The sequence below is a fragment of the Treponema sp. UBA3813 genome (assembly GCA_002368605.1).
GTDB lineage: Bacteria > Spirochaetota > Spirochaetia > Treponematales > Treponemataceae > Treponema_D.
Map to the genome: position 1 here is coordinate 1 of DFEB01000036.1, position 19,601 is coordinate 19,601.

Here is a 19,601-nt window from a genome sequence, read left to right on the forward strand (position 1 = left end):
GGCGTCATTCCTACTGCAAAGCATTTTCCTGGTCATGGAGACACAAGCGCAGATTCGCATGTAAAATTACCAGAAGTTTACATTGATTACGATGTTGCCGACCAGCGTGAGTTCATTCCGTTTAAATATTTAATAAGCCAGAATGTTCCGGCAATTATGAGCGGTCATTTGCTTTATCCTCGTATTGATAAAGACCCGGCCTCTCTTTCCCGCGTGTGGCTTAATGATATTTTGCGCGAGAAACTACACTATAAAGGTTTGATTATTACAGATGATATGATGATGCAGGGCGCATGGGGCTGGGCTGGAAACAGTTCAGAAGCTTTTAAAATGGCGATTGAAGCAGGAAATGATATTATAATTTCTTCCCGCACCGCAGAACTTGACGAGCGGCTTTGGACGATGAACCTTGCCACAATGAAAAACGAAAAAACATTCCGGGATATCGTAGTAGCAGCCGCTCGCAGGGTGGTTCTGTCAAAATTGGCGTATTTTAAAAGTGGAAATGCGGCTCCTCTTTATCCTGAAATTGCTCGATTAAAAGAGCAAATTCCAGACAAAGACGGGCAGAAATTCTTCTTGTCTCAGGCATGTCGCTCAATCACAATGTATAAAAAAGGTTCGATTCCTTACAAACGCAACTCAAATGAAAAAATTCTGGTGGCTGGTCAAAATCAGTTTCCTGAATTTTTCGATGAGGCAAAAAAAACCTTAGGGGATTACGCCCAGTTTAAATTTGACTATGAACTCGGTCCTGTTCAGGCTGACTGGATGAGCAACAACATCGAGGCAATGGCCCCAAATTACGATACGATAATTATATGCGTGGCTAATGAGCGGAGCGCAATGATTGCAAAACGCCTTGAAAAATCGGGGAAACGCGTGATTATTATGTCCGTGCTTACGCCAGTGCCGGTTTTGACCGGGTTTGATTTTGCTGACACAATTCTCTTTGGTTACAGTTATTCGCCCTACACTTTTAAGGCTCTGTTCGGTGTGCTGGCCGGGGATTTCGAGCCAGAAGGAAAGTTGCCACTTAATCTGAAATAAAATCCGGAATTTCTTTCTTTTTGGTGTATTTATAATCAGTTGCGTGTGAATTCGGAAGTTTACCGTCGATTCGGTCATTTTCTTTTTGAAGCTGGAATTTTATCAGTTCCTTAAATGCCGTCATAAGACATTCTGGATTCACGCTTCCATCAACGATTTCTGCTTCCTGTAATTCTTTAATCAAATAGTAACAAGTCTCAATCGTAGAAACACATTCCTCGCTGGGTTCTTTTTTAAAAGTGTAAATCGAGCGGTAGGATTTTGCAAAACTGAGTTTGGGAAGCGCCATGATATTCGTGCTGAGACGAATCATTTTTTTTGAGCAGAACCATGTTGAGTCAATTATGATTGCAAGCAGTTTTTTTTTGCCGATTTGGGATTTAAAACCCTCTTTTTGAGCATTCCACGCGTCTTCTCCAGGGTAGAGAAGCACGGGATAGTAGCGTTCGTCTGCCAGAAGCTCGCACAAGCGGGCATGTTTTGTGAAATCAATTCCCACTAAAATCTCTGAGTCAAGAAGCCCGGCGTGCGCGATTCTTCCTGTTCCAGTGCGATTGCGTTTCGCTTCTTTGGGATGCATGAGAAAAACGAACTTAACGCCAGAATCAAAAGGCGGAAGGAATTTACAGAGACAGGTTTCGATTGGTCGGAGACACTTATAACAGATTGTGCGCATTTAGAGAGTTTAATTTTTTTATGGAATTATGAAAAGTAGGAAAACAAAAAAATCCCCGCACTTCAAGAAGAAATGCGGGGAAATGAATTATGGTAGCAGCGTTATATTAGTTGCTCTTTTTCTTTTTAAGAAGGACAAATCCACATGCAGCAGCCACAATAACAATAATGACAATCACGATTGGAAGCTTACTTGAGCTTGCAGAAGGAATCTTGAATGTCGTTGAGTTGTAATCTGCACCGATTCCATCTGGAACCTTGCTTGTGAGTTTGAACAAATCACCGATATCGAATACACCATTTTCATCGCGTGGGATTCGGTTGAATGTCTTTCCGTCATCCTTGTAGCCTTTTTTCCATGCGCTTGTATCGATATTTACCAATGCGTCTTTCTCGATGACTTCCTCTTTTGCATTTGCGGCTTTTGCACCGTTGAAGAAGTAGTTTACATCAGAGAGAAGTTTCGGCTGTTCATCATATTTGTCCATCATACCGCCCTGAAGAGAGAGTACACCAGTTGCCTTGAATCTTCGTGGATTATCTTCAGCTTTGCCTTTTCCGTAGAGAGCGATGTTGTATGCGCCGTTTCCGAATGATGTTACTCGTTCGAGGATAAGGGCAGGGTTAGAGTTGCTCGTAACGCCGTTGACACCGTTGTCCCAAGAAATAGAGTTGCGCAAGATGTGTTTGATTCCGATACCGTCACCGCCAAGTTTGAAGCCGTTTCCGTCACCCTTTCCAGAGCCGTCAAGTTTTGTGCCGTTTGCGTAAACGATACAGTTGTCGATGATGACTGCGCCAATCGGACCAGTCTCAATCTTAGAGTACAAATCCCAACCGTCATCGACATTGTGGTGCGCGACACAGTTGCGGAAGATGTTTCCATCACCAGTTGTTAGTTTTGAAGCAAAACCGTCTGCATTATTCTGTGCAGGATCAGAGTTTCCAAATGATTCACAGCCGTAAATCAAGTTGTCATGAGGCCATTTTTCGTATGGTTCAGAAGAGCGGCCTGAAATCTGGATACCTGTATCACCATTGAGGTAGGTATCAACCATGATAAGCTGGTTGTAATTACCTGCGACCTGAATACCCTTGCAGTCGTCAGGAGTTTTTGTGACATCAATGTTCTTGATTGTCCAATAACTTCCGTAGAGGTTGATTCCCGAAGTTGACATTTTTGCGTTCGAGAAGTCGATAATCGCCCGGTTGTTCGGGTCTTCTGACATGAGGACTTTTCGTGCCTTTGCAGTACCGTCGTTTCCTCGGTCAATCATGAGAGACTTAGTGAGATAGTATCTGCCGCCAGCAAGGAGAATCGTCTGGCCAGGCTTAGAATACTGAATCGCAGATTCCAAATCGACAGGAGATTCTTTTGTACCGTCGCCGAATACATCACCTTTCTGAGAAACATAGATTTTGCTTCCCTTGATAGCTTTAGAGATGATGCTGTGCGTGTATGTTACCGCGTTGTAATTCTTGACATATTCACCCAAAGTTTTGTCATACTGAGCAACGACCGCTTTTGGATAAGGAATCCAACCGTCTTCAGGCGTGAATGTCACGGTGAGGTCGTTGATTCCGTTCTTGATTTTGAGAGTCTGTTTGAAGTCAACATTTGCCTCGACTTTGCCTTCGTTGAGAAGGACTTTGCCGTCGTTGTCCTTTACAGTGATAGTACCCTTTGTGTTTGAAGTGAACACGAACGGATATTTTGTGTTGTACCAAGTTGTCGGACAGTCGATGAGAGTTGCGAGAGGAACAAGCTCCGGTGGCTCTTCCGTTGGCGGCGGGTCTTTCTTCGGGTCAGTGACCTTGAAGTCTACATCGCTGAAAGTCGCGTTACAACCTCGCGCAACGGCAAAACCGACATAGATGTGGTCTTTGTCGAGCTGGGTAAGCTTTTTGTTCTCGCTGTCGTACATGATGAATTCTTCGACAGAATCCTCAGAAGCGACTGCGCGTTTGTAGATTGCGTGGTAGCCAGTGTTGTCTTTTTTGAGCGTGATTCGGTAGACATCGCCTGTTTTGATTGCGTCAGAAGCCTGGTCATAGCTGAACGCCTTGCTGATGCTCGTTGCTTTTTTTGAAATCTCCGCGTCGCCGCCCTCAATGATTGCATCGGTAAGACCGCTGACAAATCGTGAGCCGAGACCGTCTTTGATTTCTTTTTTGACACCGTTTACATGAGTTGTGTATTTTCGTGAGATGATACCAGCCGAGTTGTTGTAAGCGATAATCATCGGCTGACCGTCAGCGCCTAGTCGGTCAATTGCCAAAAGGCCGAAGCCTTCCTGACCGTCTGCAGATGGGTTGTGATAATCGACCGTGACCGTTGCCGTAAGCTCAAAGTTCTCTTTGTATGGGTCGATGGCTGTATAATAGAAAGAAATTCCGTCGAAGAATGTCTCGAATTTGCCGCCCTTGTCGATGATGTTGCCTGTTTTCGGATCGAAAGTACAAGAATTGAGTTTGACCGTGAGATTGTCCGGGTCAATCATCTCCATGTTGTTTCGGTTCGGGTTTGTTGAAGTGCCGAATTCGGTGAAGTTCCAGACCCGCTCAGCGATTGCGCTGACGGTCTTTTTGATTGGCTCTGAGACTGATTTGTCCGCGCCGCGAGTCGTCGTGACTTTGAGCGTGGTTTTTGTTCCGGCTTTGAGCTGAATTTTCGCAGACAAATCTTTCGTTGACGGATTTGAGACCGTTTTGCCGTTGTCATCGGTGTAAGAAAGAATGTAGCCGTCAGCCTCATCAACTGGAGTCCAAGAGACTTCGACCACGCCTTCGCCGACATTCAATGCCGTTACCGAAGTTTTTGCCAAATCAAGCTTGAATGTAATCGTTTTTGGAGCAGAATCGTGGGTTTCAGTTTCGCCGTTGCGCTTTGCTTTTATGACGATTGAGTAAGTTCCCGTTTTCTCGAACTTGATAGGCGTTTGTTTTGCTTCTTTTCGAGTTTTTCCGAAAGTTCTTGTTATTGATACGCCTGTATCGGAAGTGGCAGAAACAACGCCTTCGTCCGCACCATCATTACCCGTGAGACAGTTGTACGAAATGATATATTCGTTGTCGCTCACCTTCTCAATGCCTGTGATAACTGGGGCTGCAACGCTCGACCAAGCTTTTCGGTCTTGTGCCGAAAGGCCTGCTGTTGCAAAGAGCGCGACTGCAAGAATCGCCCCAAGCCTTGCAAATACCTTTTTCATATATTCTCCTTTTTTTATGAAAAAATACAGATATCATAATTCTACCATAAAAACAAGAAAATTTCCGACAATTATTTGTTATGAAACGAATTCAAATAAAAAAAGCACAGGTTCTTGTGCGAAAACCCGTGCTTTTTAGTCAAAACAATTGGAAGAGGAGTGCTTATTTTATCAATTATTTTGCTACAACAATTTTATAAAGATACCATCCACCACCCTGAGAGAACACGGTGTATGTGCTTGTAGCTGGAGCTTTGAATGTCATCGGAGGAACAGGTTTCGAGTGGTCATCTTTTGCAGCTGCAAATTCTTTGATTTCTACGCCCTCTGCGTTAATAACTTTCACAGGTCGTTCTGCATCTTTTTTTGCAGACAAACCGTAAATCGTAACTGTCTCGCCCGCTTTTGCAGGGAAAGAGATACTTCTGTAAGTAGCAGTGCCGCCACCTTTGAAATTGATACGATTCGTGATTTTCTCGCCGTCAACAGTTACGGGATCAGCGGATTTGTCTTCAACCACAAGGAACTGCTTTTCAGCCTTTGTTGCATTAAGAACGAATCCGTCTTCCTCCTTTCGAGGAGAGTCAACCGTTCCAAGCGCAAGGTCATTTGCATTAATAAAGCCTTCTGCAAAAACAGAAGCACCGAGCAACAATGAAGCCGCGATTACTGTGATAAGTTTTTTCATAGGATTTTACCTCCATTTTTCGTTCTTAAATATAGAACCTTTTTTTTATAAGATTGTTACAAGAAATATTGAATTTCAAGTACATTTTAGAGTATAAGACTTCGGAAAAATAAAAAACATACGATAGTTTTGATTATTCTGACTTTTTTAACATATAGACTTCTGCAATCATTTCTTGATGACGATTTTCTGATTTTTTAGTATATTTTACCTACGCATGAACTGGTCTATTCTGACTTTAAAAGATTTTCACTGTCTCAAAGATTGCCTGCTTTCCTCGGATTTGGAAGGCAGCGACACTTCCCTGGTGAACATTTTTCTTCTTCAAAAAAAATATGACACAAAAACCGCGATAGAGAAAGGCTTTTTGTTCCGTTATTACACTGGCGCGGAAAACCGCACGGGCTACGGATTTCCGTTGAAGCTCTGTGACTCGAAATTGTCCGAAGCCGACAAAAATCACACTTTAACTGAGGCGATTTCCCTGATTATTGAAGATGCCAAGTTAATGGGACGGAAAGTAAAATTCTGCCTGCTCAGCGAAAGCCAGAAAAATCAGATTGACTCTGTATTAAAAAGTGATTTTCCAGAGATTAAGATTGACTGGCAGACTAACCGCGACGATTGTGATTATATTTACCTCAGGCAGAATTTGGCCGCACTGCAGGGAAAGACTTATCATAAGAAAAAGAATCATGTCTCCCGCTTTCAGAGAATCTACGAGGGAAACTGGGAATTCCGCTCGCTAAATTTATGCGCTATTTCCGAGGATATGATTTTTGTGGCAGAAAAATGGCTTGAAGAGCGCTTCGCCTCAAATGAAATCGAAACTTCCGAGGCTGACAAAAAAATCCTTTTGCTTGAGCATGAGATGATAAAAACCGCGCTTGAGAACAAAGAGGATTTTGCGCTCGACGGCGGAGTTTTGTACACGAACGGCAAACCTGTCGCGATGACGCTCGCTTCTCGAATTTCGGAGAAAATGCTTGATGTTCATTTTGAGAAGTGTCTTTCCGAGGCGGCGGCAAACGGAGCTTATGCGGCGATAAACTGGTGCTTTGCTTCTTCGGCGGATTCCTACGAATTTCTGAACCGAGAGGAAGACATGGGGGTGGAAGGTCTGCGTAAGGCAAAATTGAGCTACCACCCCGACAATCTTCTGGAAAAGTTTTATTCTGTCTAGGGGGAAGGGCGATGTTAAAATCGATTTTATCCGGGGAAGATTGTGACGCCTGCCGATTCTGCTGCTCGTTCAGACGGAAGAGTTTGTGGGAAACGCCACTTTTTGATAAATCAACGAAAGAAAAACTCGAAAAAAAGTACCCTCAGGCGCGCTTTAAAAATGCCGGGAGCGAAAGCTTCACCCTGGATTTGCTCCATCTTTACAAAAGCGATGACAGTGAAGAAGAGGCGGCTTGTCCTTTTTTGGGTGACAAAGGCTGCCTTCTCTCAAAAGAGGAAAAACCCTTCGACTGCTCAATCTGGCCTCTGCGAGCCACAAAAATTGACGGACAGGTCAAAGTTATGCTGGAAAACACCTGCCCTGCCATAAATCGCCAACCTGTTAAAAATGTAGAAAATCTCGTCAATTCAGGCTTGGGCGAAAAAATCATCTCTTATGCAAAAGAAAATCCCGACATGATAAAAGAGTGCATGCCGGGATTTAAGATTGTGTTTTAATTATTTAAACTGCGCGTCTAACCATTCGAAGCTAGAAAGCTGCTGTGCCGGGAGATATTCATGTCCGCCGCCAGGGAGCAACTCGGTCTTGAGTTTGTCTTCGGCTTTGTTTGCCTTCCAGATTTTGTGAACGATTTCGTATGCTTCTTTTGTTCCTGCGGTTGGGTTTACAGCATCATTGTCGCCACCGATAAAGTACATTGGCTTTGGAGCGGCAAGACCTGCTACATCAGGATAGTCCAGGTATTTTGCGATTGTCGGATGGAGCATACTGAATGCAGAATTTCCCTTGAGCTGACCGTCACCAGGAATTATATGACCTTTCATTGTGCCGAACCAGCAGACTGCAACGCCGGCCGTAATATCATCGCTTAAAGCGGCAAGCTGCCAAGAGCGGAAGCCACCCATACTGAATCCGATACAAGCGACCTTCTTTTTATCGACTTGTGGGAGAGATGCAAGGAATTTTGCCGCACGAACATCTTCCTGTGCGATGATTCCCGCGAAACTTGTACCCATGTTGAAAAGGTTTGAACCAAGTGACTGCTGGCTGGCAGTTTTGAAGTCTGGGACAGAGCGATCGCCCCAGCCGAGTGCGTCAAAACTCAATACAACATAACCGCGCTTTGCAAGTTCGTCTCCAGGGAACTGTCCGCCGAAATATTTTACAGACCATTTTTCTGCCTCAGAGAGTTTCTGAGCGTCTTCCTCTGTGTCGCCAAAGGGTTTGACCATTTTTTCTTTACCGATTACGAATTTTGAACCGTGATCGTGGAGCATGAGGGCTGCCGGATATTTTTTTCCGCCATCAGGAATAAGAAGATAAGCGAGGACACGGCTTTCTTCACTGATGTTGAATACAACTTTCTGGGCTTTGTAGCCTTCGCGTTGTTCTTCGGCAATTACGACCATATCAAATGGCGTTTTGTCTTCGTTTTGGATGATAAGCTCTTTTGCTTTTTCAAGACCGGCTTTCTTCCATTTTTTTGCATTTCCGTCTTTCCAGCCAAGCGAGAAGTTCCATTTTTTAAGTATTGACTCGTAGAAAGTTGGCAAGCAGCGATCATTTGCATTGATTTCCTGCTTTACATAATCTTTGCTTCCTTCTGCAAAAAGAGAGACTGAAAGCAAAGCCGCAGCGATGATTGAAAGTGACTTTTTCATCATAAATTCCTCCATTACTTTGAGGATAAGAGCATATTTTGTAAAATAATATCTAAAATATGCTCAACAGCGTGTAAATTCTCTTCATTGTGTATAATCTGATTTTTTTGTATAATTTCTTCTATGGTAATCGCTTCAATCGACATGAAAGACGGACATGTTGTCCAGCTCAAAAACGGAAAAGATTTAGTTCTCCAGCGAGACGATTCTGATTCTTTGATTTCTGATTTTAACAAATACGGTGAGGTCGCAATCATTGACCTTGACCAGGCACTTCGTAATACAGACGAAAAGGGAAACACAAAAAACACCCCATTGCTCAAATCACTCTTGCGGCGGGGAAATGTGCGTGTTGGAGGCGGCATCCGCGATGTCAAAAAAGCCCGTGAGCTTATTTCTTTGGGAGCCGAAAAAGTTATCGTCGGAAGCGCGGCTTGGAATCCAAATCCAAAGGCCGGAGAGTCTGTCCTCAACGAAGAATTTTTGCAGGAACTCTGCGAAAAAATCGGTAAGCAGCGGGTCATTATTTCTGTCGATGCGATTAAAGGCAAAATCGCCGTCAAAGGCTGGACTGAGACGGTCGATATTCCTCTGATTGAAGGGGCAAAAGAGGCTGAAAAATACTGCTCTGAGCTTTTGTTCACCTGTGTCGAAAAAGAAGGCTGTATGCAGGGAACCGATATGGAAGCCTGTAAGAGCTTGCGAGAAGCCGTCAAATGCCGCGTGGTTGTTGCGGGCGGCGTAAATTCCATTGAGCAGATTGTAGAGCTTGAAAAACTCGGCTGCGACGTTCAGCTGGGAATGGCTTTGTACACTGGAAAAGTTAATTTAAAAGATGCTTTTATCGGCTGTCTTAATTTTGAAAAAGTTGACGGAATGATTCCGGTAATCGCCCAGAGCCCCAGCGGTGAAGTTCTGATGATGGGCTACTCTAATAAGGAAGCATTTGAAAAATCATTTGAAAGCGGAAAACTTACTTTCTTCAGCCGCACACGAAAAGCCTTGTGGACTAAGGGCGAGACAAGCGGACATTTCCTTGAGCTTATCAAAATGCGCGTTGACTGTGACCGGGACACTGTTCTTGCCACGGTTTTCCCCCACGGCGGAGTCTGCCACACGGGAAGCTACACTTGCTTTGGTGCTGAGCCGGATGCAAAATCAAATCTTGAGCGGCTTTACGGAACCATTGCAGAGCGATTTGCAAACCCACGGCCGGGAAGCTACACTGCGACTTTGGACGCAAAACGAGTGCGGGAAAAGGTCATGGAAGAAGCCGAAGAGCTCACCGATGATGCCGATTCAAAAGATGAAGTTATCTGGGAGGCCGCCGACCTCTTGTATTTCGTGAGCGTTCTCATGTACAAAGAAGGCGTCACCTGGCAGGATGTCTACAACGAGCTGGACAGACGGCACAAAGAAAAATAGGGCGATGAATCTGTCATGCCACCGTTAGAAAGCGGTGGTATTTTTTTGCCCAGATTGCAGACTTTATAAGCCTTTTTCTTTTAATTCGCGAACCAAGCCGATACTGTAAAAATTATCAAGCAAAGACTTTTATCAAATTGACCAATTCTTGCTTGGTTAAAGTCTGACAGCAATATTCACCGTCATCTTCTATTGCAGAATACAATTTTATTTGGGGAGAAAATTCTCTTTTATAAACGATGTCATACAAATCATAATTTTTTCTAATAAAGACTTCTGCGCCATTAATCAAGACAAATCCATCTTTATAAACCATTGCATGCAAGTCTCTTTTTATATTCTCCAGAAGGCTACCTTCATCCAAGAATGAAATTTTATATTTTTCAGCATAGCTTGGCGCATTTTCTGTCTGCTTAAAGTTCTTCTTGCAGTATTCTTCAAGCAGCTTGTTTTCTTCAAGGCTAATTTTTGAAACTTCGTACTGAACATGATTATTATATTTTCTGTATTCAAATTTTATACCGTTAACAAAAAAATCCACTCCATCTGTTGAAAGAAAACTTATTTCTGGGTACAAACTGTTTTTCCTTAGGAAGCTGAGATAATCAATGCTTTCATCAAATTCGTTTATCAAAGCTGTCCGTTTTTTAGAGAATCTGATATATAGAAAATACAATCTTACTATTGGGACATGCCCAAACAAACAATACCAACCAGAATAATTCAAATCATGAAAGCGAAGGATTTGAAGCTGCCAGTATTTGTAAATAAAAATCACACTTCCTATAAATCCCAATCCCCAAAACAAAGAAAAGTGAAAAACAAAAAGCATAATTACAGCGAAAGCCCAGTAAAAAATGAAGCCAGCAAGCATAGCAATTTCTATTTTCCAGTATCGGTTCCTGCTAATCCGTCCGTGTGTATTATGAATTACAATAGCAGTAACGATTAGTGAAATGATGATTGAGATTATATCCATTTTTCTCATAGCATCCATACAAAAAATATAGCACAAAAATCATATTTTGTATTAAAAATCGGAGTCATCAGCGTAAAGCTTGAAATAATCGGCCTCGTCAAGGTGTCAATGAGCGGCACTGTAGTTTAAATTTTTGATTTTTTTGCTATGCTAGGATTATGGCAGAAATGAAAGTCCGTGAATCACTTACATCCTCGCACGCACACATGGCACAAAAAAAACGCCCCTCGCAAGGAAAAATCTCCTCGCAAGGGGCGTTATCGCTTCTTATGGTTTGAAGGGTACAGAAGGTGTCGCCTCAGGCTGATTTGACACGCCTGCACATTTTGCAAAACCGCAAATCGTCGCAATCCGCTTCGCGTCTTGCTTAACGAGTTTTGCTTTGCAAAACTCGCCCAACAGAGTCGGATATTTATTGCTATTTTTTCTAAAGTTAGGGTATAGCTAAAAGTGCCAAGATTCTTTGTATTCGATTAACTGGGATTCCATGAGTATTTACGCTCCTTTCTGACAAATTGTATTTTTAATCTGCTTCTATTACTAGCAACAGACTAATCATTTTTTACCTTATCTCCTTGGAATTCAAAGCTAAAATCTTTTCAAATTCCCCTACATCAGAAAAAAACATTCCGCCACAATCAGTTTTCATTTTGCAATTACTACAGACAGGCAGATATTGAATTTTCCATGGGGAAATTGATTTCACCAAGAATTTTTGATAATTCTCTTCAAATAAACAGTACGGCAAGTTGTATATCCATGCTGTAACATCGCAAGAATCAAGATATGAAACAGCTTTTTGTAATGCAGGGATATATTCTCTTGGATTTATCCAGAGTATATCATTGTTTTTATGAGCCTCCGCTGTAAGCTCCATTCCCATAAATGCGACATCCTGTACAAACGGAAGATTTCTCCAAACAAAACGTGCGTATTCTTCAAGACTCCTCCAGTTTAAAGCTGTCAGCACAAATCTCAGTTCGATTAGAGTCTCATATTGAGAAATTTTTATCAGATTTTCAACAACCTTGTAAAAAGATTTTGAGCCTGTCATTTTATTGTGAAGTTCATCATAAGGCGCATAAAGAGGAACGCAAAGTTTTACCCTCTCTGATCTCAAAATCTGCTCACTAGGTAAGATTGACCCATTGGTCAAAATCGTAATAAAAACTCGTTCTGGCGCTTTCTGCAAAACCTGTTCAATGAATTGCATTTTTAACATAGGTTCACCGCCCGTAAAGCAAATTCCGTCAAGGTCATCGTAATAAAGATTTTCAATCACTCGTTGTAAAATCAAATCGTTGTCTTGAGAATCAATATCAAGTTTTTGAGGACACATTATACAATGATGATTGCATTTTGAAGTGATGAAAAAAGTTAATTCACGGTTTTCTATTCTGAAAAGCAGATGTTTTTTATCATTTTCAAGAAGCATAATATCATGAATTTTCTCAGACTCATCTTTTGATTGAGAAAAAAGCTCTATGTTTCCAGTTTCTAAATTAATCTTCTTATATTTCTTCTTACTCGGAATGAGAATAAATGATTTATCACGCATTCGCCCATCTCCTGAATAACGATAATTTTCGCTCGTCCGCATTTTTTATTTGCTCAAAAACAAACCGAAACAACTCTTTTCGTATTCCACAGTATGATTCATATTCTTCACCGGCAATATTCTGAATATACCACTTTTTTATCGGGTCGGCATAGCAAAAAGGGCTGTAAACGCAATCCCTGCATTCTTCATAATTTTCCAAACGCCCGTTTTCTAAAATTTCAGTCCTCTTTGCCTGCATTGTGATGAGGCAATTTCTGTCATTCACATTACCCATTTTCCAATGCTCGTTTCCCATCTCAGAAATCATGCGAGATTCATCGGAGGGATAAACATCTCCATTCTGCTTTACAATCATGCACATCTGACCAAGCGCACAGGGATTCTGCATATCAACAAAGCCGTCATTAAATGGTGAAAAAATCTTTCGCAAAACAATAGAAAACATTTCTTCACGAAGATTTATTCCATCATTCAGATTTCGGTTAATAAGGTATAAAATCGCATTTTTGTAAGCGGAAATATAATCTTCAAGATTGTAGTAAACACTTTTATTTTTGAACGCACAACCATAATTGTTCAACGGACGGATAAAAATAGATTCAAAATGATTTTCAATGTAGGTGTCTATGATTTCGTCCATTCTCGACAGATTTAGTGCCGTGATTGTTACGAGTGCCGATGGATAGATTTCATTCTTTCGTACAAGTTCCACATTCTTTATCAGAGAATCGTAAGTAGAGTCAACATGTGTTGAAGGGCGATTCTTTTCATGTACAGATTTTGCTCCATCGAGGGAAGTAGAAATAGCAATCCTAAACTTTCGCAAGATTTTCAGCTCATGTGCCGAAAGATTCATAAGGTTCGTACAAATTACATATTCAATATCTTTATGATATTTTCGATTTAAATGCCTTACTCTGCGGACAATAAATTCAATCGTATCGAATCTGAGAGACGGTTCTCCTCCCTGAAACTCAATCTTAATATTCTTGTGAGGAAGAGCAAACACAAAATCACAGAAAGCAAGAGCCGTTTTTAGCGACATATCATTTTCGGAAGAGTTGTTTTTCCGACTGTTTACCTGACAGTACACACAACTGCAATTACAGGAAATAGTCGGCACAACCATGAGTAAGAGTGATTCGTTTTCAAGGTAAGAATGTTTTGTGCGATATTTTATGTTATAAATGTTTTTGAATTCGTTCCCATTGTCCTCTTCATAAATAAAAAAGCGGGATTTTAGAAGAGATTTTGTTTTATCAGAGAGTTTTTCCGGATTTTCTTGAAAAACAGCAAAATCTTCTGGAGAAAGAAAAAGATGCTCGCCAGCGGAATTGGTGAGAAGGAATGAACCGTGGAATTGTTCGGAAAAACATTGATTTTTTTGCAAAGCCATAGTATATTGATTACAGATAGGTCCTAATAAGATGAAAGTGGGCGTCGTGCCATGCGTTGCGAAAGCAGCATAGTCTTATACAGGGTCTATTTTTTTTGCCTCCAACGGATTTATTTCGGAATACCAGTTTTCTGGATAATTTTTTGTATCAAAAATATCATATACAAGTTTGATTTTATCTTTTAAAAAATTATAGTAACGAAAATCTCCCCGCTCATAAGCACGCTGAATTGTCCAAAGAACATAATCGGAAGCCTGTAACAGCGGAATTTCCGATGACTGTTGAATGAACACACGGATATTACTTGTATTTTGTGTTTGATTCTTCTCGTTAAAAGCAGAAATTGCCGAATCCACCGCTTGTTGCATTGATGTCTGGCGGACGACACTTCCCATTGAGCTGAAATATAGGTCGATGTTCTTATAAAAATGCAGTCTGTTTTCCAACAGTTTTGCAACTAAATATTTGTATAATGATTTTTGACTCATATTGAATTTTTTTCGGAACAAATCTTCATTTTTTCGTGCAACAATGCAATAGTAGGAAAAATCTTGTTGTTTTAAAAGTTTATAAACCTTTTCCCGGACTTCCGAACAGTCTTTGTTTGCATGAAACATTTCAAGACTATGATGAAAAGATGGAATTTCTTTTAGGTATTCGTCGTTCGTAAGTTCCGCACGCAAATTATTTAATGCTCTTGTAAATTCTTTTGGCGAAGATGTTTCCAAAAATCCCACCATAAAAACTTTGCTTGCAGTCCCTTTCTTTATAAGATTAATGCCATGATGCCCCAAGATTTGCGGATCACCTGCTTCGTCAAAATAATAATTTGCTTTTAGATTTTTTTCGCTCATATTTTATGATACCCGATTCTTAGATAATTGTGTGAAAAATGTTACAAAACAAGCGATAAAAGTTACAACAAAAATAATAAGACTTATCCAAGCAGAAACAGAAAATTGCCCTATAAATCCTCTTGATTCATCGCCCCGTAAGAATTCACAGAAAAAGCGAAGCGTTCCGTAGCCTAAAAAGTAGGCGAAGGGTACTCTATTCCTTGATTTATATAAAAACACTTGAAGCACAACAAATAAAACAAGCAGCATGGTTGATTCCAACAATTGCACAGGAAATCTGTTCACACCGTGAAGACGAACAGAGCAAAAGCCATCGTATTCAATACCATAGCAGCATCCTACAAAAAGACAACCAATCCGCCCAAAAGCATGAATCAATGGTGTCACGCTTATAACGAGTGGAAGAATTTCATTAAGTGATATTTTATAAATTTTTGAAAAAACCAAAACTGCAATGAATCCGCCAAACAACCCGCCATAGAAAACGAAGCCTGTTTTTGTAAAAATTGCGATAAAACCAAATTTTTCAAAAATCTTTGTTAAATTGTGAATATTTATCAAAAGAAACAGTATTTTACCGCCCAAAATCACGGCAAGTTCTATGAAGCACATTAAAGGGAAAACTAATTTTTCTGGAAAATCGCATTTATAGGCAAAAAGATATAAAACTGCTGTTCCAATAAGAAAGCCTGTCGCAACGCAAAGAGGATACATCGGAATAATCAGATTGAAAAAATGAATTTCGGGGAACATTCGTTCGGTTATCGCCTTACAATAAGTTCAGATGATATTTGTACTTCTTCCTCTGTTTGCTCATTGTCTTCAAATGCACAACCGTTGCAGTCTGAACTACTATAATGAGAGCTATGGCTTCCGCTTTTATGTGAACTATGTGAGGAATGAGAACTATGCGAAGAATGAGAACTGTGTTTTACAAATTGTAAAAATCGTTCTGAATCAGAAAACTGTCGTAAAACAATGCTGTGGTCTGCTGATTCATCAGAAGTTATTTCTTTGCCATTATTTTGAGTGTTTTTTTGACTAACTTTATATTCCGTATCATTTGTTGAAAATCGAATTGTCGGCAAAACGACCGCTAAAAATGGAATTAAGATTTTAGGAAATTTCATAGCCTTCCTCCCCACAAAAAGGCAAATATGTTCATTTGCTCATTTTTGTTTGAGAATTCTTTAGAATATACAAATTTTAAATCTCCAAATGAAGTTGGAAATACAAGTCCTGCTCTAAAATCGATATATGTATCAGTTTCTGTTTTCCTTTTATCTGAATAATATGGATTTTTAGGAATTTGATACACAAAAAAGCCTGGTGCAGCTGCTGTATAAACAATAATAGAGGTTTTTCTAGTAATTGGCAGCATCGCACCTAATGATAAATATGCATCAAGGTCTATGCGTGTAGAATCATCAAGCAATGGGGTTTCTATTCCCCAGCTAAAGCGCCAATCCGCTCCAATAGATAATGGACCAATAAGATTGTATGAAAAATCAAATTCTCCATAGCCGCCCTTTTGCATTGAACCGTTAATCATTCCTCCCCCGACCCAAGCACCTGTCATACCGCCCATAAATTTATCAAACTTATGCTTTCTGTTATATTCCTGTTTTTGTTTTTCCTCCGCAATCTTCTGAGACATTTTCCAAGATTTATATTCATATAGTCCTGTTATCTCTGGCGTGATTTCTCCATAGTTTATAAATTTTTCCATTTCAGAACGATTGAATCCTTTAGATTTTAAAGTTTCTGTTCCATCATCAGTCTTACAAAATTCAATAAAAATATCAGTAATCTGTGAATCATTAAATCCTTTTTGACGAAGCATATCTATTTGTTTCTTTAAGTTTTGTGATTTCTGTATAATTCCATCTGAATTACTAATATCATATGATGGTTTCATAATTCGAGAAGTTTTTTTATTTAAATCCGTAGTTTGCAAAAGTTTTTCATTAACAATACTAAACATACGGATTTTATTAAGATTAAAAGTATATCTGCTTATTTTATCATCATTTTCTGCAATAACATTGTAATCTAGTTCAAAATGAAATAGTGGTGTTCCACGAGCAAAAAGCGAATTGTACATTTCGACAGTATTCGTATATTCATTTATTACCGAATCATTCAGCTCTCCCGCAACATCGGGGGCTTTTTTCCCTGTGAGCGATTCATATTCTAAAATGAAAGTATCTTCATATAAAAGGATTCCATCCGAATAAAGTGAGATATATGTATTCCAACCGTTGTTTTCACCGCTATAAGAGCCGTAACTTACTTTTAACTCGCCATCCAAACTACTTACGGTTCGATTTTTAGTAAGTGATTTTTGGTCTGTACGGATTTCTGCGAGCAAAATATTCTCTTGAGCTACGGTTGCATTTTTTACGGATTTCGCATCTGACATAAATTTATTATAGAAGGAATCATTCGATACAATAATTTGATTTTCCCTGCGTTGAATAGCGGCTTTTGTTGGTTCACCGTTTTCAAGTTCGACAGCCGAATATGGCTTATTCTTAATTCTATCGATTTCTGCCCGCCTGTCTTTCTGATATTGCTCGTATAATTCAATACAATTCTGCTCAGCTGCTTGTCGTATTTCTACAAGAACTTTTTTCTTATTTTCTATCGTATTTATCTGCCCAAACACGCCTTGTTGTTCAATTTGCATTTTGCGAATTTCAGTAGCTTTTAATGCCGCCTGTTGTGCTAGTTTATCACGCTGAGTAATAAACTCAATAGAGCGTTCTTTTTCCAATTTTAAATCAGCATCCGATTTTCTTTTTTCTTCCTCAAGTTCAATTTTTCTTTTTGCTTCTGCCGTTTGCTTTTCCGCAAGCAAGGCTTTTTCTGCTTCAATTTTCCTTTTTTCGCTGTCTGCATTTTTGTCAGTAGAAACAGAAAGAATTTGCAATTGTTCATCAAGTTGGCTTAATAATCGCCTATAATTTGCTTCATTTTGTTCCACGAAAGCTAACTGCGCTTCAACTGTAAAATCAGCAGTACCATTTGTTAATACTTTTTTATAAATATCACTAATTTTTACCCCCAACTTATCCGCAAGTGCAAGCGTAATTTCATCAACAGCCCCAGTGTTTCCGTATAAATATTCGATTTTTGTGTATTCCTTTGAAGTTGCCGTTGCTTTTTGCTCGCCTGTCGTAAGGTCTGTAAAATCAGCACTTATTATGTAGCCGTTGTTTGTCTTTCGGATTTTTGAAAACAATGCAAATCGTGCGGTCGTGATTTTGCCAAGTTCAATGGCGGTGTTTTCGTTACGAGCCTCGCTCTCGGCTTCGCGCTGTAATTTTTTCAGCGCATCTTCAGATTTTGAATCGGCGACAATTTTCATTCCAAGGTAATCTTGCAGATTTGATTTCAGCCTGTCTTGAATCTGCCCGCCAAGCCAAATTTGCTCTGTTCCGCCGATATTTTCCAACAACGGACTAACTACTTGAACCAAGAGATTGGAATTGTTCGCATTTTGCTTTGTGGCTGTTTTTGAAACATTGCTCGTAGAGGCACATGATTGCAGAATGATTGCCAGTGATAAAATCATTACAGAAATTCGATTATTCATTATATTTTTCATATTCTTAATTTCCTAATAATTCTGACAGTTCCAAAGAAAATTTTTTAGCAATTTTTTCAACAAGTTGAGGATATGCTTTCTTTTGCGCGTTTTCCAATTCGTATGCCGTCGTTTTGTTTTCGAGTCTGTCGCTAAAAGAATAGACTGTTTTATACTTTCCAAAAAGCTTGAAATCAAAAGATGGCGTAATTGAGAGCGGATTTTCACCGATAGTGTTATTTTTTATTACGGCAGTTGCCACATAATTCGCTTTATTTTCATCTTCAACAACCAAAAATCCATTTTCTGAAAAAGCTTTTGAAATCGATGAAGAAAAAATATTTCCGTAATCACCTCTTATATCCAAAAAGACAGTACATTTAAGTTTTTCCGCTTCAATCAGGCTTGGGATAGCCATCACAATTTTTCTGTCAGAAGCATATTTTTCTTCCTTTTTCGGATGCAATAACCGCGCATAATCAAGCGTTATCAACAGATTTTCGGCAGGCTCTTGCGACACCTTATAAAACTTGCATTTAAAAACAGGCTCATTTTCTTCTGTTGCCTTATCGTAAAAACTGTAAAAGGCAGATTTCGCGTTCTCTATTTTTGGCAAATATTGATTCCATGCGTATTCGCAACTTATGTAGGCTACACAATACCAAGTTTTTTCATTTTTGGCATAGTAGGGCTTTGTATATTCTATTCCACTTAAAGTTGCGGAAGAAGAAATTGTCACCGTTTCTTCTAATTTTTGCGAATAAGTTGATTTTCCGTTTATCGAATCGGCTTTAGTTTCTGCTTTTACATTGGATTTTATTTCTGTTCGTAAATATCTGCTGATTCCAGCAAGGGCATCTTCCATTGCGATTTTCTTTGATTTTCCAGAGCCTAATGCAGAAATATATTCGGAAGAGGGATAAACAGAATTTTTGTCGTGAAGCCAAACAGGATAAGTATCGTTTGCATATAAAGAGGAGACAATTGTAAAAAAAATTATAAAAAAGACATTATTGAACAATCTCCTAATCATAAATAAATTATAACAATATTTTTGCGATGTTTAAAGATAAAAACGGCACTGCCCAAATAGCAGTGCCGTTCGCATTTATGCTAGAGCTTTGTTATTTATACAACTCCACCAGTTTCTGCAAGTGAACGAATCTGTCCTTAGCAGCCTGTTCGTTTGTCGTTCGCTACGCTCACTAACGAGTTTTCGTGCCGAAAACTCGCAGTAACACTTTCTTTGCTTATACAAGCAATTTTCGTAGACGAACAACAAACTTGCATTGCGCTCGCTCTGGGAACTTGCGTGTAAGAGCAGAGT

At 39.9% G+C, this 19,601-nt stretch carries 16 protein-coding genes; 4 read left to right on the plus strand and 12 right to left on the minus strand.

Features of this window, described 5'->3' with window-relative positions; genetic code table 11:
- Nucleotides 1-1,050: glycoside hydrolase family 3 N-terminal domain-containing protein (locus tag B2089_RS05960; RefSeq protein WP_296686334.1), on the plus strand; the 1,050-nt coding region annotated here is incomplete at its 5' end.
- Here the strand turns inward: B2089_RS05960 and B2089_RS05965 are convergent.
- From B2089_RS05965 to B2089_RS05975, 3 genes are all read right to left on the minus strand, one after another.
- Nucleotides 1,037-1,726, minus strand: coding sequence for a tRNA-uridine aminocarboxypropyltransferase (locus B2089_RS05965; RefSeq protein ID WP_296325584.1), 690 nt, complete (start codon nt 1,724-1,726; stop codon nt 1,037-1,039). The genes B2089_RS05960 and B2089_RS05965 overlap by 14 nt on opposite strands.
- A gap of 106 nt (nt 1,727-1,832) precedes the next feature.
- Nucleotides 1,833-4,934: a right-handed parallel beta-helix repeat-containing protein gene (locus tag B2089_RS05970; RefSeq protein ID WP_296325582.1), complete on the minus strand. Its 3,102-nt coding sequence runs from the start codon at nt 4,932-4,934 to the stop codon at nt 1,833-1,835.
- A gap of 175 nt (nt 4,935-5,109) precedes the next feature.
- Nucleotides 5,110-5,622: a hypothetical protein gene (locus B2089_RS05975; protein WP_296325580.1), complete on the minus strand. Its 513-nt coding sequence runs from the start codon at nt 5,620-5,622 to the stop codon at nt 5,110-5,112.
- Between the two features lie 217 nt (nt 5,623-5,839).
- On the opposite strand from B2089_RS05975, the gene B2089_RS05980 reads away from it, so the two are divergent.
- Both B2089_RS05980 and B2089_RS05985 read left to right on the plus strand, forming a co-directional pair.
- Nucleotides 5,840-6,805, plus strand: a complete 966-nt coding sequence (locus B2089_RS05980) for a DUF2156 domain-containing protein (protein ID WP_296325578.1) — start codon at nt 5,840-5,842, stop codon at nt 6,803-6,805.
- 11 nt (nt 6,806-6,816) lie between these two features.
- Nucleotides 6,817-7,302: a hypothetical protein gene (locus B2089_RS05985; protein ID WP_296325576.1), complete on the plus strand. Its 486-nt coding sequence runs from the start codon at nt 6,817-6,819 to the stop codon at nt 7,300-7,302.
- Here B2089_RS05985 and B2089_RS05990 read toward each other — a convergent pair whose 3' ends face one another.
- Nucleotides 7,303-8,469 (minus strand): dienelactone hydrolase family protein, encoded by a 1,167-nt coding sequence (locus tag B2089_RS05990; protein ID WP_296325574.1) that lies wholly within the window; start codon nt 8,467-8,469, stop codon nt 7,303-7,305. It abuts the gene before it with no gap.
- A gap of 120 nt (nt 8,470-8,589) precedes the next feature.
- On the opposite strand from B2089_RS05990, the gene hisIE reads away from it, so the two are divergent.
- Nucleotides 8,590-9,891: a bifunctional phosphoribosyl-AMP cyclohydrolase/phosphoribosyl-ATP diphosphatase HisIE gene (gene hisIE / locus B2089_RS05995; protein WP_296325572.1), complete on the plus strand. Its 1,302-nt coding sequence runs from the start codon at nt 8,590-8,592 to the stop codon at nt 9,889-9,891.
- 115 nt (nt 9,892-10,006) lie between these two features.
- On the opposite strand, the gene B2089_RS06000 is transcribed toward hisIE, so the two are convergent.
- The 8 genes from B2089_RS06000 to B2089_RS06035 all read right to left on the minus strand — a co-directional run bounded on the left by B2089_RS06000 (nt 10,007) and on the right by B2089_RS06035 (nt 19,307).
- Entirely contained in the window at nt 10,007-10,888 is an 882-nt protein-coding gene (locus B2089_RS06000; RefSeq protein WP_296325570.1) for a DUF805 domain-containing protein, read from the minus strand.
- A gap of 544 nt (nt 10,889-11,432) precedes the next feature.
- Entirely contained in the window at nt 11,433-12,428 is a 996-nt protein-coding gene (locus B2089_RS06005; RefSeq protein WP_296325566.1) for a radical SAM protein, read from the minus strand.
- Nucleotides 12,421-13,821 carry a His-Xaa-Ser system radical SAM maturase HxsB gene (gene hxsB / locus B2089_RS06010; RefSeq protein ID WP_296325563.1) on the minus strand — a complete coding sequence of 467 codons (1,401 nt, stop codon included), beginning with the start codon at nt 13,819-13,821 and terminating at the stop codon, nt 12,421-12,423. The genes B2089_RS06005 and hxsB overlap by 8 nt, the downstream gene beginning before the upstream one ends.
- A gap of 81 nt (nt 13,822-13,902) precedes the next feature.
- On the minus strand, nt 13,903-14,682 hold the full coding sequence (locus B2089_RS06015; RefSeq protein WP_296325560.1) for a DUF3800 domain-containing protein: 780 nt from the start codon (nt 14,680-14,682) through the stop codon (nt 13,903-13,905).
- A 3-nt stretch (nt 14,683-14,685) separates the two neighbouring features.
- Nucleotides 14,686-15,438 carry a prolipoprotein diacylglyceryl transferase gene (locus B2089_RS06020; protein ID WP_296325556.1) on the minus strand — a complete coding sequence of 251 codons (753 nt, stop codon included), beginning with the start codon at nt 15,436-15,438 and terminating at the stop codon, nt 14,686-14,688.
- Between the two features lie 8 nt (nt 15,439-15,446).
- Nucleotides 15,447-15,815 carry a hypothetical protein gene (locus B2089_RS06025; protein ID WP_296325554.1) on the minus strand — a complete coding sequence of 123 codons (369 nt, stop codon included), beginning with the start codon at nt 15,813-15,815 and terminating at the stop codon, nt 15,447-15,449.
- A complete protein-coding gene (locus B2089_RS06030) occupies nt 15,812-18,295 on the minus strand; it encodes a hypothetical protein (protein WP_296325551.1) in 2,484 nt (827 codons plus the stop codon). Before B2089_RS06030 ends, B2089_RS06025 begins: the two co-directional genes overlap by 4 nt.
- 4 nt (nt 18,296-18,299) lie before the next feature.
- Nucleotides 18,300-19,307, minus strand: coding sequence for an LPP20 family lipoprotein (locus tag B2089_RS06035; protein WP_296325549.1), 1,008 nt, complete (start codon nt 19,305-19,307; stop codon nt 18,300-18,302).
- Between the last annotated feature and the right edge of the window lie 294 nt (nt 19,308-19,601).

What these genes read in the sequence shown, in the direction of transcription:
- B2089_RS06000 (WP_296325570.1), bottom strand. Translation starts at nt 10,888, where the DNA reads ATGGATGCTATGAGAAAAATGGATATAATCTCAATCATCATTTCACTA.
- B2089_RS05975 (WP_296325580.1), bottom strand. Translation starts at nt 5,622, where the DNA reads ATGAAAAAACTTATCACAGTAATCGCGGCTTCATTGTTGCTCGGTGCT.
- B2089_RS06020 (WP_296325556.1), bottom strand. Translation starts at nt 15,438, where the DNA reads ATGTTCCCCGAAATTCATTTTTTCAATCTGATTATTCCGATGTATCCT.
- B2089_RS05985 (WP_296325576.1), top strand. Translation starts at nt 6,817, where the DNA reads ATGTTAAAATCGATTTTATCCGGGGAAGATTGTGACGCCTGCCGATTC.
- B2089_RS06035 (WP_296325549.1), bottom strand. Translation starts at nt 19,307, where the DNA reads ATGATTAGGAGATTGTTCAATAATGTCTTTTTTATAATTTTTTTTACA.
- B2089_RS06015 (WP_296325560.1), bottom strand. Translation starts at nt 14,682, where the DNA reads ATGAGCGAAAAAAATCTAAAAGCAAATTATTATTTTGACGAAGCAGGT.
- B2089_RS05965 (WP_296325584.1), bottom strand. Translation starts at nt 1,726, where the DNA reads ATGCGCACAATCTGTTATAAGTGTCTCCGACCAATCGAAACCTGTCTC.
- B2089_RS05970 (WP_296325582.1), bottom strand. Translation starts at nt 4,934, where the DNA reads ATGAAAAAGGTATTTGCAAGGCTTGGGGCGATTCTTGCAGTCGCGCTC.
- B2089_RS05980 (WP_296325578.1), top strand. Translation starts at nt 5,840, where the DNA reads ATGAACTGGTCTATTCTGACTTTAAAAGATTTTCACTGTCTCAAAGAT.
- B2089_RS06025 (WP_296325554.1), bottom strand. Translation starts at nt 15,815, where the DNA reads ATGAAATTTCCTAAAATCTTAATTCCATTTTTAGCGGTCGTTTTGCCG.
- B2089_RS06005 (WP_296325566.1), bottom strand. Translation starts at nt 12,428, where the DNA reads ATGCGTGATAAATCATTTATTCTCATTCCGAGTAAGAAGAAATATAAG.
- B2089_RS05990 (WP_296325574.1), bottom strand. Translation starts at nt 8,469, where the DNA reads ATGATGAAAAAGTCACTTTCAATCATCGCTGCGGCTTTGCTTTCAGTC.
- hisIE (WP_296325572.1), top strand. Translation starts at nt 8,590, where the DNA reads ATGGTAATCGCTTCAATCGACATGAAAGACGGACATGTTGTCCAGCTC.
- B2089_RS06030 (WP_296325551.1), bottom strand. Translation starts at nt 18,295, where the DNA reads ATGAAAAATATAATGAATAATCGAATTTCTGTAATGATTTTATCACTG.